General features: G+C 60.4%; 14 protein-coding genes. 4 read left to right on the forward strand and 10 right to left on the reverse strand.

What is annotated here, in order from left to right; genetic code table 11:
- Positions 1-103: 103 nt before the first annotated feature.
- The 5 genes from HALLA_RS11015 to HALLA_RS11040 all read right to left on the reverse strand — a co-directional run bounded on the left by HALLA_RS11015 (position 104) and on the right by HALLA_RS11040 (position 4,228).
- The gene (locus tag HALLA_RS11015; protein WP_049953399.1) at positions 104-1,378 is read right to left on the reverse strand and encodes an MBL fold metallo-hydrolase; all 1,275 of its coding nucleotides are present in this window, start codon (positions 1,376-1,378) and stop codon (positions 104-106) included.
- Positions 1,379-1,387: 9 nt separating this feature from the next.
- Positions 1,388-1,726 carry a hypothetical protein gene (locus HALLA_RS11020; RefSeq protein ID WP_049953400.1) on the reverse strand — a complete coding sequence of 113 codons (339 nt, stop codon included), beginning with the start codon at positions 1,724-1,726 and terminating at the stop codon, positions 1,388-1,390.
- A complete protein-coding gene (locus HALLA_RS11025) occupies positions 1,719-2,753 on the reverse strand; it encodes a hypothetical protein (RefSeq protein ID WP_049953402.1) in 1,035 nt (344 codons plus the stop codon). The genes HALLA_RS11020 and HALLA_RS11025 overlap by 8 nt, the downstream gene beginning before the upstream one ends.
- 360 nt (positions 2,754-3,113) lie before the next feature.
- A complete protein-coding gene (locus tag HALLA_RS11035) occupies positions 3,114-3,887 on the reverse strand; it encodes a TetR/AcrR family transcriptional regulator (RefSeq protein ID WP_049953404.1) in 774 nt (257 codons plus the stop codon).
- A 62-nt stretch (positions 3,888-3,949) separates the two neighbouring features.
- The gene (locus HALLA_RS11040) at positions 3,950-4,228 is read right to left on the reverse strand and encodes a hypothetical protein (protein WP_049954090.1); all 279 of its coding nucleotides are present in this window, start codon (positions 4,226-4,228) and stop codon (positions 3,950-3,952) included.
- A 198-nt stretch (positions 4,229-4,426) separates the two neighbouring features.
- Between HALLA_RS11040 and HALLA_RS11045 the strand changes: the two genes are divergently transcribed.
- Both HALLA_RS11045 and HALLA_RS11050 read left to right on the forward strand, forming a co-directional pair.
- Positions 4,427-4,816 (forward strand): 30S ribosomal protein S6e, encoded by a 390-nt coding sequence (locus tag HALLA_RS11045; protein WP_049953406.1) that lies wholly within the window; start codon positions 4,427-4,429, stop codon positions 4,814-4,816.
- 18 nt (positions 4,817-4,834) lie between these two features.
- On the forward strand, positions 4,835-5,272 hold the full coding sequence (locus HALLA_RS11050; RefSeq protein WP_049953407.1) for a DUF7112 family protein: 438 nt from the start codon (positions 4,835-4,837) through the stop codon (positions 5,270-5,272).
- Positions 5,273-5,393: 121 nt separating this feature from the next.
- On the opposite strand, the gene HALLA_RS11055 is transcribed toward HALLA_RS11050, so the two are convergent.
- Both HALLA_RS11055 and HALLA_RS11060 read right to left on the reverse strand, forming a co-directional pair.
- Positions 5,394-5,885, reverse strand: coding sequence for a helix-turn-helix transcriptional regulator (locus HALLA_RS11055; RefSeq protein ID WP_049953408.1), 492 nt, complete (start codon positions 5,883-5,885; stop codon positions 5,394-5,396).
- Between the two features lie 258 nt (positions 5,886-6,143).
- Positions 6,144-6,869 carry a chemotaxis protein CheD gene (locus HALLA_RS11060; protein ID WP_169732133.1) on the reverse strand — a complete coding sequence of 242 codons (726 nt, stop codon included), beginning with the start codon at positions 6,867-6,869 and terminating at the stop codon, positions 6,144-6,146.
- 240 nt (positions 6,870-7,109) lie between these two features.
- On the opposite strand from HALLA_RS11060, the gene HALLA_RS11065 reads away from it, so the two are divergent.
- Entirely contained in the window at positions 7,110-7,571 is a 462-nt protein-coding gene (locus HALLA_RS11065; RefSeq protein WP_084568994.1) for a chemotaxis protein CheW, read from the forward strand.
- A 94-nt stretch (positions 7,572-7,665) separates the two neighbouring features.
- On the opposite strand, the gene cheB is transcribed toward HALLA_RS11065, so the two are convergent.
- From cheB to HALLA_RS11080, 3 genes are read right to left on the reverse strand one after another with little or no spacing between them, the layout of a single operon-like run.
- Positions 7,666-8,805, reverse strand: coding sequence for a chemotaxis-specific protein-glutamate methyltransferase CheB (gene cheB / locus HALLA_RS11070; RefSeq protein WP_084568995.1), 1,140 nt, complete (start codon positions 8,803-8,805; stop codon positions 7,666-7,668).
- A gap of 25 nt (positions 8,806-8,830) precedes the next feature.
- Positions 8,831-9,961 carry a chemotaxis protein CheW gene (locus HALLA_RS11075; RefSeq protein WP_049953410.1) on the reverse strand — a complete coding sequence of 377 codons (1,131 nt, stop codon included), beginning with the start codon at positions 9,959-9,961 and terminating at the stop codon, positions 8,831-8,833.
- Positions 9,958-10,857, reverse strand: coding sequence for a ParA family protein (locus HALLA_RS11080; RefSeq protein ID WP_049953411.1), 900 nt, complete (start codon positions 10,855-10,857; stop codon positions 9,958-9,960). Before HALLA_RS11080 ends, HALLA_RS11075 begins: the two co-directional genes overlap by 4 nt.
- 469 nt (positions 10,858-11,326) lie before the next feature.
- Here HALLA_RS11080 and HALLA_RS11085 point away from each other — a divergent pair, with 469 nt between their 5' ends.
- Positions 11,327-13,303 (forward strand): chemotaxis protein CheA, encoded by a 1,977-nt coding sequence (locus HALLA_RS11085; protein ID WP_049953412.1) that lies wholly within the window; start codon positions 11,327-11,329, stop codon positions 13,301-13,303.
- Positions 13,304-13,309: the final 6 nt, after the last annotated feature.

A 13,309-nucleotide genomic window follows, 5' to 3' on the forward strand; every position in this document is an offset into this window, starting at 1 on the left:
AACAGTGAAACTCCCACCATGGGACGCCGAAACAAGCGGGTACTCGAGCCGAGTGTTGTTCGAACCGACTCTCGTTCGACGAACCGGCTGCTGAAACGAGTTGTCAATCCGCACTCGTCCACGTCTCGCCGATTGCCGGTGCGCTCGCGTCGAACCCGTCTTCGGACAACTCGGCCGCGAACGCCTGACAGCGATCACCGTGGACCGCGAGCACCTCCGTGTCTCGGTATGATTCGAGAAAGGCCAGAAGGCCGTCCCGATCGGCGTGGGCCGACAGGTCGTAGGCCTCGGTCTGGGCGCTGACCGGCATCATCCGGCCGTCGATCTCAGCGCTGCCCGTCTCGAGGAGGTCCCGGCCCGGCGTCCCCTCGACCTGGTAGCCCGTCATGGCGATTTTGTTCGTCGGGTGGCCCCGGACCGCCGGAACGTAGGTCATCGCGGGACCGCCGTGGAGCATCCCGCTCGTGGTGACGATCACGGTGTTTTGCTCGGCGATTCGCTTTCGCTGGCCGTCGCGGCCGGTGACGAACCGAGCGTTGCCCTTCGCCCGGCGCAGCAGGTCCGGATCGCGGAGGAACTCGCGGTTTCGATCCCGCAGAAACAGCTCCGTCACGCGCTTGCCCATGCCGTCGACGTAACACTCGAGGTCGTGTTGTTCGCAGAGACAGAGCAGTTCCTGCGTTCGACCGATCGCGAATGCGGGGACCACGACGGTGCCACCTTCCCAAATCGTCTGTTCGACGCTTTCGACGAACGCGGCCTCGATCGACTCGCGCGGCGGTCGCGTCGTGTCCGAGTAGGTGCTCTCACAGACGACCACGTCAGCGTCCGGGCGAACGGTCGTTCCCGAAACCAGTTGCTGGGATTCCGTCTGGAAGTCGCCCGTATAGAGGAGTCTGGTATCCCCGTCGTCGACGAGAACGTGTGCGCTGCCGACGATGTGGCCCGCGTCGAAGAACGTGATCTCGTAGCCGGCGACCTCGAAGGACTCGCGGTAGCCGTGCGTTTCCGACACCTGACTCACCCGCGCGAGTTCGGCTTCGGTGAACGGGCAGTCGTAGCTCCCACCGTGCCGGGCCGGCCCGTTCGAGGTAACGCCGTGGAGTTTCAGCGTGTCTCGAGCCAGCACCGTCGCGAGGTCTCGAGTTGGCGGCGTCCAGTGGATTTCCGGGCGAGCGTCCCCTGACAGAAGCGACGGGAGCGATCCGACGTGATCGAGGTGGCCGTGACTGAGGACAACCGCCTCGGGATCGACATCGCCGACGGGAAACGACGGCGGGTTGCCCGAATCCATGCCGAAATCGAGCAACAGCGTCCCGTCGATCACAAGCGCGCTTCGGCCGACCTCGCCGGCACCGCCGCGAAACTCGAGTTCCATCTGGCGATCCTACCGGTTCGAGCGGTTTTCGTCCATCGGTTCGCTCGAGCCGGCGGCCTCGGCCACCCCGATGAGATAGACGTCGAGCAGACAGACGAGCAACACCGCGAGCGGGACGGCCACGTCGGTGTAGGCCACCGAACCGAGTTGGAGCGCCGTTACGACGAACGGGTCGCCTGGCTCGACGGCGCCTCTGATCGTCCGCGCGCTCAAAAACGCAAGCGCCAGCGCGTACAGGGAAAACCAGGCGATCCCGCGACGCCACTTGCCGAGATACCAGTGTCCAACGCCGGCGATGAGCACGGTACAGACGTACGCCGGCCAACGCGGGCGAGCATAGTCACTCATCGGAGACGAGGACGCCCTCGAACGGGATCCGCGTCGCCCGCTCGAGTCGGACTCGGGGGGCGAGTCCGGATCGGTCGTCGCGTTCGGACCCGCGATCCGACAGGCTCCCGGCGGGATGAGACGATCCAGCGGTTTCGGGATCTGGCTCGGCCGTTTCGAGCGCCCGATCGTTCGGGGCTATCGTCTCGATCGTGTCCAAAGCGGCGCGAGCGCTCTCGAGTTCGCGCTCGAGCAGTTGCGCCTGATCCACTCCGTTAGGAGACTCGACAGGCGATCCAGCGTTTTCAGCCGGTGTCGGATCACCAGCGTCCGCTTCCGTGAGCCGGTCCGAGAGGATGTGGGTCGCGACCGATTGCGGTGATTCGGCCGTGGGAGCTGCCGACTCGGAAGCGGCCATCGCAATCGCCCGCGAAAGCGAAGTTCCGTAGGTTCGGACCGATTCGCGGACGGTTTCGGTCGCACCGACCGCCGTCGCGCCGAGTTCGGCGGCGACACCCGCGAGTATCGCAGTCGGCGTGGCGTCGGTCGGCGTGGTCGTCCACGACGTGTCCGCCGGTGAGGAGCGATCGAGGTCAGCCGGATCGCTGTCGGGGACGACGTACGCCCGCGCCAACGCGTTCGATCCCCTCGTGAGCGCGCGAAACAGTTCGAGGCGGCTGGTCTCGTCCGTCGATACCTCACCGATCGATGAATGCGCGAACGCGTGGAGGTAATCGCCCGCGAGAATAGCTGCGTCCCGATCCGTTGCACTCGTATAGCGGTCGTTCTGGAGCAGGTCGTTCCGAAGCCGGACGTAGCCCTGGAGCGGTTCGATGACGAGCGATAGCGACTCGAGAGTCTGTTCTGACGGGCGCTCGCTCGAGACGACCGCGGCGCTCGCTCGAGAGAGGGCGACCGGAAACGATCGGTCGACGGGCTCGAGCGCGTCGAACGCGACTGATCGGATGTCCGGAGAGAGCGCAGGTACTGTTCGGTCGAATCGGTCGGCAATCGTTTCTCGGGCGGGTGTGGAGGTATGTTCGGTCATGGTCGATCACCTGCTACTGTCGGCGGTATCGGCGACGACGGATTCGGCGCGTCGGCGAACGAGCGTGTTCGACGACGACAGAGCGAACGCAGCGCTTCGTTCGCCCACCCGTCAGGGAAACGCACGAACGAGCGTGCGAGTGTCTGCGCCCACGTTGCAAATAGCAGGAACGCTCCCACGACCAACGTACGTGCCGTCGTGAGTAGCGAGGGGAACTCGGTCATCACTGGACGCCGCCTAAGAACGGTCGAGACTGCGCCAGCGACACTCGCCGTCAACCCAGCGGTTATCGCTACCGGGAACGCGTCGGCGAATCGGTCGCCTGACCGGCGGCGTGGTTCGAACCTACTCCGGGAACGTTCACTGGGAGTGCTCATCGTTTTCGTCGTCGGTGGCGTTAGCCGAACGCGTCGATTCGCTATCTCGAGGGTCAGTATCATGTTCGTCGGCCAACCCGTTTGTAGCTTCTGTTCTGCGGTCCGTCGATGTCTCGAGTCTCTCATCCGGTTCGAGCGGATCGTCGATGTCTACTGTCGTCGGAAGTTCGACGCCGTCGGCGAGAACGTCGTCGATAATCTTTTCGACGGCCGCCGTCCTGACCATCTCGAGATAGCTGTCACCCTCGAGCGTGATCTCTCGGATGCGAGCCCCGTTGAAAATGGTAACCAGCAAGGTGGCGACGGCTTCGACATCGTGTTCGACGAACGCACCGGATTCGATGCCGTCAATGAGAATGTTCTCGAGCGTGGTCTGCAGTCGTTCATCGCTCTTCTGGAACTGCTCGCGGTACGTGTCGTTGTACGGTGCCTGGGCCCGCAACTCGAGCATCGCCGTGTGAAACGACGTCCAATCGTCGTCGTCGGGCCCGTATAAGAAGAACTCGAGGAAGGTCGCCAACCGCTCGACCGGCGGATTCCCCGAGGTAGCCTCGACGCGTTCGTCGTGGCGCTCTAACAGGTAGTCGATGAAGTCCGCGACGAGGTCCTCCTTGGAGTCGTAGTGATAGAACAGGAGCGATTTGCTCTTGTCGGTCCGATCTGCGATATCCTGTGCGGTCAGATCGGTGTACCCGTGGGTACACAACGCATCGTATGTTGCGGCCATAATCGCATCGCGAACGTCCGGATCGGTCACTAACTGACTAGTTAGTCAGATCGGCTCAAAGAGGTTTCGCTTCCCTCGAGCGATTTTCCGTCTTACCGCTGGTAGCGACTGATTCCGAACCGTTCGTAGTCGCCGAACGCGATCTCGAGCGATCCGATCCACCAGTTCCAGCGGTCGGCCGGCGTGCCATCGGGGGCATCCGAGAGCTCCGCAATCACGAGGTCGTTGGTTAGCTCGATATCCACCGTCGCCGTATATCGGCCCGAATCGTCGAGATCGACCGCCTGTCGAACGACGACTCGAGACTCGGCCATCGGTCCGCCGAATCGTTCGCGGAGTCGTCGCTCGAGCGATTCCGGGTCGATGGCCACGCGAACAAACAGGAGGCCGTTGCACTTGAACGCATCCGTTTGCACAGACAGGCTGCATCGAGTCGGTAGCGGATCGGCGTTCGACTGTTTCGCTCCCTCGTTGCGGCGCATCGACGAAATCGGGCGTCGACCACCGATCTGACCAACCACCGGTCCGGATTCGACGTATTTTTGACTGCAGGACGTTTTGCATCGGGCATGGCAACTTTCACTGTCGTTGTTGGCGACCCCGATACCGGGCTCGCACACCAACTCGAGGCGGACGGACAGGACGCGAATCGATTCCTCGGCAAGTCGATCGGCGACGAAGTCGACGGCTCCGCCGTGGGTCTAGACGGCTACACGCTCGAGATCACCGGTGGATCGGACGACGCGGGTCGACCGCTCAACGAGACCGTCGCGGGAGCGGACCTGCAGGAAGTGCTGATGGAAGAAAAGCAGACGGGCTATCACCCGAAGCGAGACGGCGAGCGGCGCCGTATCACGGTTCGCGGTCGCGAAGTCTCGGACGCCGTCGCCCAGATCAACGCCTCGATCGTCGAAGCCGGCGACACTGACGTCGACGAACTGCTCGCAGAGGACGAGTAACGACAGCAATTCAGTTCTATGGCAGACCGACTTTCGAGTGATCACCCGTCGGTTCGAACCGTCAGGGCGACGCTTTCGGAGACGACGACGGGAGTCAGACTGGAGATTCCCGGCGAGGAACGCGACAGCTTTGTGGTCGACGACCTCGTGCGGGTCACGCTTGAGGGCGCCGAGCGGTTCGCGCGAGTCGAACGAGCGCTCACGGGCGACGAACTCACCATCGAAGGCGTCTACGAGACCGCAGACGGCGCTCGAGACCCGCGCGACGGAACCGACGTCTTACCCGACTGGTGTGACGAGCAGACAGTCCGAGACGGGGGATCGGTCCTGATCGACGTTATCGAGCCGGGATTCGCCTATGGCATTCGCAGCCCTGGCGAGACCGCCTATTACGACGCTTCTGAACCGCCGAAGAGTAGCCTCTCCGATATCGCCAACGATATCGACGGCTCGTAGGCACTTCTCGAGTGGGAACCGTCGCGTAGTCGAACGTCGAAGCCTCTCTGAGTACCAGACGAGCACGGCCACATTCGTTCGACGATCGGTAGGGCCGTGTAGTCGTTCTCGAATTCCGAGTTCAAGAGAGGAACGCGTACAACAACAGTCCGAAGGCGAGGTGCTGGACCATCGTCTCCTCGACGTTCGACCGAACCTGTTCTTCGTTTGCGATCGCGTACTCTTTCGTCCGAATCTTCGAGTGCATCGAGAGGACGTCGTCCTCCTCGAGCGCGTGCAATCGCGGGTAGACGGTTCCCGGGCTGAGTTCCGTCTCGAAGAACGCACTCAGGTCCGAGAGTAGCTCTTTCCCGTGGGTTTCGCCGTGTAACGAGATCAAGACGAGCAGAATTTCGTCGAGGTTCTCCTTGACCAACGCGTCCTCGAAGTGTACGCCCTCGGTCTGGAGAACGTCGTTGACTTGCGCCATTAGTTCGTCGAACTCGTGCTCGACGTCGACCGCTTCCTCAGGGTCGTCAAGCGGTGTTTCGTACGATTCCGATGTCTTTTTCGTCGCAATCACTCTCGATAATTTCGCGAGAAGTGACATGCTATCAGGTGGATCCTCACGCATTCTCGATCACCATTGTGGGGGTTCCGTGGCCAGAGACAATCCGCCACCAGTTACACGTCGCCGGTGACCGTCAGGATTGTGCGATAACCACGACTACTGAGTTCGAGGAACGGCCACACAATAAACGACAGGGAACTGACCGACATAATTTTTAATAATTCAAGTTATCGTGAGTATAATAATAATAGACATATACAGTATTATTCATGTTTGCGAGGCACAGTTGAACGAGGAAATGTCAGGACGCATCCGGTGCTCTCAGATGACTCGCTCTGACCCATCGGATCGTTGAATCGTTACCGAAGCAGTCTGGGCGTCGACGGTTACCGACCGGCCCACAGATCCACCAGTTTCCGCCGCCGTGATCGGGATGTCGTGGTCTTGGAGGGCCGTGCGTGCGGCGACCGTGTTTTGTTTACCGATCGAATCGCCGTCGTCACCGAAATCCATCATCGCCGCGCCGCCGGCGAGCTTGGCCGTCGTCGTCGAATTCGACCCGCCGACTTCCCTGAACGAATCGAGCATCGCTTCGATACCGGAGTCGCCGAACTTTGCAGGATTCGGATCCGAATTAGCGATTTCCTCGGTGGCCGGGAGCATGAAATGTAACAACCCAGTAATCGCAGCCGATTCGTCATGTAAAACGACACCGATACACGATCCGAACCCGCTCGAGCGAAGCATCTGGTACTCGTTTCGAACCGTGAGGGCGTACTCGGCGATGCCGACTTTGAACGCCGATTCCTCGAGACTATCGTCCGGCCCCGGAACGACGGTCGGCGATTCGACCCGTGCGGCCTGATGGATCGTCACCGGATCGTTCGACCCGGGATGCACCGCTTTGGGAGACGGTGTTTTGGAGTCGAACGTGGTCGCCGACGACCGACGGTTCGAACGCGACCGAGACGGACTCGTCTCCGTTCGACAGACGGACACCTCGTGCGATTCGAATCCATCTGCGCGATCGAGTAAATCATCAGTCATCTGAATCATAGTTCCGGGAATAGGCCGGAACGGGAAGGTAGTAGTACATTCTTGGTAGCAGATGGGAAAAGGACTCTGGCCGATCCAGTGACATTTCTGAGACTTGTACGAATGGCAGGGACACGACCCCCATGATCGGTCGCCGAAATATCGGGCCGCGAGAATTAAGTAGGTGTCGCGGGAACGATCCGGTACGAAAGCGGTTTCAACACCGGTTGAGATCGGGGGCGAATTCAACGTATGGCAGCACAAGAGTACGAGCAAGACATCGAAGACGGAGTCGAGGAGTCGAACGACCTGGAAACTGTAGACGTACTGGAGTTCGGACTCGATACTGACGGTTTTTGCGTCGAAATCGGGTACATCGCGGAAATCGTAAACTGCGGCGAGTTGACCAACCTGCCGAGTACGCCACCGCACATCGAAGGCGTCCTCAACCTGCGCGAGGAGGCCGTGAAGGTGGTGAATCTCAAACGACTCCTCGACATCGGGGACACCTACAACGACGAAAAACTCATCGTCTTCAAGCGAAAAGACGGCGCAGACAGCCGACTCGGATGGCTCGTCGACGGCGTTCGCGGCGTCCACTCGTTCGCTCCCAGCGACGTCGAAGCCGGCGGTAACGCACCGGGCGTCGAAGGCGTTATTCGCCAAGAGGAGGATTTCGTCATCTGGCTCGATCCGGCACAGATGCGCATCTAGCGGGGACGACTAACGGGACGAGAAACGGGAACACGGCGGCCTATTTCTACTGGAAAATTGGAGAACGGTTGAACAATACCGACGACTGTTGGTATCAATCGTCGTCAGTACACAGACGAACGATCGCATCCGGAATGTCGTCGATCGCGAGCACCTGTTCGATCGAGCCGGTTTCGATCGCGGCTTTAGGCATTCCGAAGATCCGAGACGTCGCTTCGTCCTGTGCGATCGTTCGACCGCCTGCATCCGCAACCGACTTGATCCCTACCGCGCCGTCTTGGCCCATTCCGGTCAGAATAACGCCGATCATGTGATCGTCGATGACATCGGCTGCGGTTCGCATCGTCGCGTCGACGGCCGGCCTGACGTTGTTGATTTTGGGCGCTTTCGAGAGATCGATGTCGATCCTGCCGCGTCGATAGCCGGTCACCTCGAGATGGTACCCGCCTTTCGCGAGGACGCCTTCACCAGCCGTGATGGTTTCGTTAGCGCCCGCTTCGCGAAACTCGAGGTCCGTTGCCGCATCGAGACGGTTGGCGAAGGATCCGGTCAGGGCGTCGGTCATGTGCTGGACGACGAGTACCCGAAGATCGAGTCCCGTCGGAAGGTTCGCGAGCAGCGTCTCGACCGTGTCGGGACCGCCGGTCGAGGATCCGACGAGTAGCGTGGTCGTTTTTGCGGACTCGATCGAATCGGTCGGCGACGAACCCGCTCGCGACGACGATCCGAGCGCCGAGCGCTCCCGTGATCCCGACCTCCCCGCTCTCGATGTAGCTCCAGCGTCGGCACCTCGAGTGGCGGACCCCGACGCCGAGTCAATCGTCGACCCCGATCGGGGACTCGACTGGGATGCGCCGGCGATCCGCTCGACGACTTCGTCGGCGCGGTCCCAGAGCGAAACCGATCGCTCCTTGCCGCCGGGTTTTCGGATGATGTCGACAACGCCGCGTTCCATCAACTCGAGCGCTTCCTCGGCGTCTTCGTGGACGTGAGCGCTCAAAACGACGATCGGAACCGGATGGCGCTCCATGATTTTGTCGACCGCCCAGTGGCCTCCCTGTCCGGGCATCGAGATGTCCATCGTGATAACCTCGACGTTCGTGTTTTCGACGAGTTCGACCGCGGATTCGCCGTCGCTGGCTTCGCCGACGACCTCGTGTCCGCGCTGCTCGATAATCTCGGTGAGAATATTCCGCATGAACGCAGAGTCATCAACGATACCAACAGTGACCATGTTATGAAGGTTCAGGGAGCCAGTACTAATACTCTTTCAGTGTCTCCATGAGCGCGGTGAAATCGACCAGCGGGACCTGGGCCTGTTCGTCGGCTCGATAGCCGTGGATGATCCCCTGGAGGTAGGACTCGTCGATCGTGACGAGATCCATCTCGGTGATATCGTAGATGGGCGTGATCGAATCCTCGCTCGCGGATTCGACGTGGCTGATGTCGTCGACGCGCACGCCGATCCGGTGTTCGTCCTCGATTTCCTCCTGGACGATGATGTAGTCCCCGCCAGCGCCGTTTTCGTGGCTCGCGTTCGAGAGATCGACGATCACTTTGGGGTTCAAGACGGCGATGATCTTGCCCCGCATATCGGTGACGCCGTCGATCGGTTCCGGCGACCGGGGATACCGGGTCAATCCCGAGAGCTCCTCGACGGAACTGATGCTCTCGAGCGGAGCGGCGAACAGTTCGTCGTTGAGTTCGAAGAACAGCAGTTTCGTCTGCTCCGTCTCGTTGGCTTTTCCTTCCTCGCCCGTGACGAAGTCGACCTCCGTCTTCGTGACCGCCATCCGTTCGCCGGTCGCGACGCCACCGAAGCCGGCCACCGCTCCGCCCGATTGGTCAGTGTCCGCCTCGAGGGAGGATTCGGTTGCAGTCTGCTGGTCGTTGACGGACGGTTCCGGTTCGTGTTCGAGGTTCGTATTCATGTCGTTGTATTCGTATACCGTCCCCGACTCGGAGCCGGTCGGTTCGGCCCCGGTCGCTGACGGCTGGGTTCGTTCAGGTTGGTCGTGATCGGTGCCGTCCGTTTCTGCGCTTTCAACACTAGCATCCGTAACACCAGCATCATCAACAGCGGCATCATCGGCAGCGGCATCGTCGGCACCGGCAGAACCAGTGTCGATATCGGCAGGGCTTTCGTCGACAACAGCAGAGCCTTCGTCGCCATCGGCCCCACCCTTCTCGTCGTCGGCGGTCGTGCCGCCATCGGCCTCGGTGGTCTCGGCTTCTGTATCGAACGACGGGTCCGATGACCCGCTCGGAGAAACGCCGAGTTTCTCCGCCTTTTTCTGTTCGTCCGCTGAAAACTTCTCGCGCGTTCGAGAGCCAACGTCCGATAGCTGGTCTTCGAACTCGTCGTCTGGATCTGGTTCGTCCTCACTCATGCTTTTGCCTCCTGTTCTCGAATCTGCTCTCGTCGCCGACGAACGCCGTCGACGGATAGCTGCTTTGCCGCCTCGACATCGATTCCGAACGTCGGCGGCTCGGTCTGTGTCACGACCAGCTGGACGAGCTCGTCGTAGGTCTCGAGTTCCGCGTTCGAGAGCGATTCGTCGTAGGCGTAGACCGAGCGTTGGTTCTTCTTCGCCCGCGCGAACGCGGCCCGGTGGTCCGTCACGACGCCTTTCTCCCCGAACGTGTCCTCGAACCAGGAAACGATTCGCTGGTGCTCGGTGGTCATCTTCGTGGAGTCGACGGTCATCACCGAGGCGAGATACGAGATATCGAGGTCGTGCATCATCTCGAGAACGTCGTACTGATCGAACAGCAAGTCGACCGAGTGGGGCATCTCCGTCTCCGGAATCATCGGGATGACGATGTTCTCTCCGGCGGTCACCGCGTTTTTCGCGTACGGCGAGAAATCCGGCGGGCAGTCACAGACGATGTAGTGATACTCGTCCTCGAAGTGCTCGAGGAGGCGGCCGAAGCGGTTTTCGCCGGCATCCGCCGCGTCGAGCGGCGTTTTGTTTCCGTTGTACGACTGGTTTGCGGGGATGAGGTCGAACTCCTCGTGATCGGTTTCGATCAGGTCCGTTACCCGTTTCCACTTCGATGGATCGAGCAACACCTCGTCAAGCGAGAGCGCGTCGAGGTCGAAATACTGCTCGCGTTTACCGAGGTTTGCCGTCAGCGTTCCCTGAGGGTCGAAATCGACGAGAAGGACTTCGAATCCACGGGCTGAAAGGCCTCCCGCGAGGTTCATCGCGGTGAACGTTTTCCCGGTGCCGCCTTTCTGGAGCGACACGGCGATCACTTCCGGTGTCTTGCCCGTCGTTGTCATTCTCCCGTTCCCCCTGTCTGATTGTGCGATTGAATCGTACTGTTATCCTGATTCGTCATACAACGACTCCCTCGGTCACTGGTAGGTTCGTTCTGCGAAGAGATGCGAAGTTCGTGTGCTGTTACACGAGAACTGTCAAACGCGACCCGGATAACTGTTCTGGCCCCGTTTCCGGGCGCTCTCGAGTAGTAGCCACGAAATTACGGTTTCAGATCGGTTCGGTGCGGTCCCCGAACTGGCCGCAGGTGTGATCCCGAAACAGGCCGCAGTGTCTATCCGGATTGGGATCGATTGTGTTGATTACTGCGATCTGATGGTTCGGCGAGACGGACAGTACAGGAAGCCACCCGCAAATAGGCGTTTCAGGACTCGTACCGACCACAAACGATCGATTCCAAACGTTCTGTTGAGATGGTAATTCAGCCAACAAGCCTAAATCGTTGGTATTCAACGTACTACATATCAAGGTATGAGTGACGTTTTTGATACATTCATTCGAGAAAGTCAGGACGACCTTCTCCAGCTCAACAACTCGTTGCTGGCTCTCGAGGACAATCCAAGTGACGCCGAGGCAATCGATGCGGTATTTAGGGTGAGTCACAATCTCAAGGGGAACTTCGGTGCGATGGGGTTCGAAGCGCCGTCGAACCTGGCCCACGCGCTCGAAGACCTTCTAGACGAGGTTCGGGAGGGGAACATGGCGGTGACCAGCGACCGGATGAATCTCCTGTTCGAAGCGGTCGACTCGCTCGACGAGATGGTCACACAGATCGCGAAGTCGGGGGAGGTGCAACTGGATCCGAGCGGTACGGTCTCCCAGCTCAGAGCGGAGATCGACGGGAGCGACGGTGACGAAGTCGCCGCCGCTCCGGGCGATGGCAACGATTCGGCCGAGGATTCGATCGACGTTCCGTTCGACACGCTCGCCGAAACGGAAGCGGCGACCGCCGATTCGATCTTCCACCTCGACCTCGTCATCGGCGACGGCGAATCGAATCTCGTCGACGCGATGTTTATTCTCGGGGACATTCAGGACGGCTACACCGTCCACGCGGGTGTGCCCGCAATAACCGACATCGAATCCGGCGAGTTCGAGGATAGATTCGAACTGTACGTCTCGCCGAACGAGGAGGCAGATGCCGACGACATCTTCGAGGAGTACGACGGCCACCGATACCTCGAGTCGGTCGAAGTCGCCGACGTAACCGAGGACGTGAAACGCGGACTCGCGGACGGAGACTCCACCGGAGACGACGGCTCCACGGGAGACGAAAGCGGCGGGTCGGTTCTCGACAACCACGATACGGAAATCGAATCGATCCGGGTCGACGTGACGACCATCGACGAGCTGTACAATCAGGTCGAGGAGATGGTGACGAGCCGAATCAAACTCCGAAACACGATCGAGGAGCTGGGCGTTTCGGAGGTCGAAAAGGAACTCAGCGAACACGACAAGATCACGTCCAGAATTCAGGACACCGTCCTCGAGATGCGGTTGGTTCCCGTCCGGACGATCGCGGGACACTTCCCGCGGCTCGTTCGCGATATCGCACAGGAACAGGGCAAGGAGATCACCTTCGAGATGACCGGCGTCGACATCGAGATGGATCGGTCGATCCTAAACGAGATGCGGGACCCGCTCGTCCACCTCATCCGAAACGCGATCGATCACGGGATCGAGGAGCCGGATATTCGGGAGGCAAAGGGGAAATCTCGAGAGGGAACCATCGAACTCCGTGGAACGCGCGAACGCGACACGGTGACGCTCGCCATCGAGGACGACGGCGCGGGACTCGATCCGGAACGGCTCCGAAAGAAGGCGATCGAGAAGGACGTCATGAGCCCGGCGAAAGTCCAGTCGCTCGAGCGCTCTGAGGTCTACGAGCTGATCTTCCATCCCGGCTTCTCGACCAACGACGAGGTGACCGACATCAGCGGTCGCGGCGTGGGAATGGACGTCGTCAATCGCGTCGTTCAGAGCGTCGACGGCGACATCGACGTCGAGAGCGAGCCCGGAGAGGGAACGTGCGTCACGTTGACGCTTCCGGTGAGCGTGGCGATCGAACGGGTGCTGTTCGTCGAAATCGGCGATGAAGCATATGGCATTCCGATCAAGAACGTCGACGACATCTCGGTTATCTCGGATCTCGACATTCAGTCGATTGACAACTCGAAGATCCTGAGTCACGATTCGAAAACGTATCCGATCATCGACCTCGGCGAGTCGCTTTCGGTCCCGGAGACCGAACAACACGACGACGACCTGATCGTTCGGGTCAAAGACGGCATTCGAAAAGTCGCACTGCGGTGTGACGGGATGAACGGCCAGGAAGAAGTCGTCATCAAACCGTTCCACGGTTCGCTCAGCAGCACCGAGGGAATCAGCGGTGCGTCCGTCCTCGGCGAGGGCGACGTGGTGATGATCCTCGACGTCGAATCGTTGTAGCCGATT

The sequence above is a fragment of the Halostagnicola larsenii XH-48 genome (assembly GCF_000517625.1).
Classification (GTDB): Archaea; Halobacteriota; Halobacteria; order Halobacteriales; family Natrialbaceae; genus Halostagnicola; species Halostagnicola larsenii.

Excerpts from the sequence above, each read along its gene's own strand:
- HALLA_RS11015 (WP_049953399.1), bottom strand. The coding sequence starts at position 1,378 with ATGGAACTCGAGTTTCGCGGCGGTGCCGGCGAGGTCGGCCGAAGCGCG.
- HALLA_RS11075 (WP_049953410.1), bottom strand. The coding sequence starts at position 9,961 with ATGAGTGAGGACGAACCAGATCCAGACGACGAGTTCGAAGACCAGCTA.
- HALLA_RS11025 (WP_049953402.1), bottom strand. The coding sequence starts at position 2,753 with ATGACCGAACATACCTCCACACCCGCCCGAGAAACGATTGCCGACCGA.
- cheB (WP_084568995.1), bottom strand. The coding sequence starts at position 8,805 with ATGGTCACTGTTGGTATCGTTGATGACTCTGCGTTCATGCGGAATATT.
- HALLA_RS11050 (WP_049953407.1), top strand. The coding sequence starts at position 4,835 with ATGGCAGACCGACTTTCGAGTGATCACCCGTCGGTTCGAACCGTCAGG.
- HALLA_RS11085 (WP_049953412.1), top strand. The coding sequence starts at position 11,327 with ATGAGTGACGTTTTTGATACATTCATTCGAGAAAGTCAGGACGACCTT.
- HALLA_RS11060 (WP_169732133.1), bottom strand. The coding sequence starts at position 6,869 with ATGACTGATGATTTACTCGATCGCGCAGATGGATTCGAATCGCACGAG.
- HALLA_RS11045 (WP_049953406.1), top strand. The coding sequence starts at position 4,427 with ATGGCAACTTTCACTGTCGTTGTTGGCGACCCCGATACCGGGCTCGCA.
- HALLA_RS11080 (WP_049953411.1), bottom strand. The coding sequence starts at position 10,857 with ATGACAACGACGGGCAAGACACCGGAAGTGATCGCCGTGTCGCTCCAG.
- HALLA_RS11065 (WP_084568994.1), top strand. The coding sequence starts at position 7,110 with ATGGCAGCACAAGAGTACGAGCAAGACATCGAAGACGGAGTCGAGGAG.
- HALLA_RS11020 (WP_049953400.1), bottom strand. The coding sequence starts at position 1,726 with ATGAGTGACTATGCTCGCCCGCGTTGGCCGGCGTACGTCTGTACCGTG.
- HALLA_RS11055 (WP_049953408.1), bottom strand. The coding sequence starts at position 5,885 with ATGCGTGAGGATCCACCTGATAGCATGTCACTTCTCGCGAAATTATCG.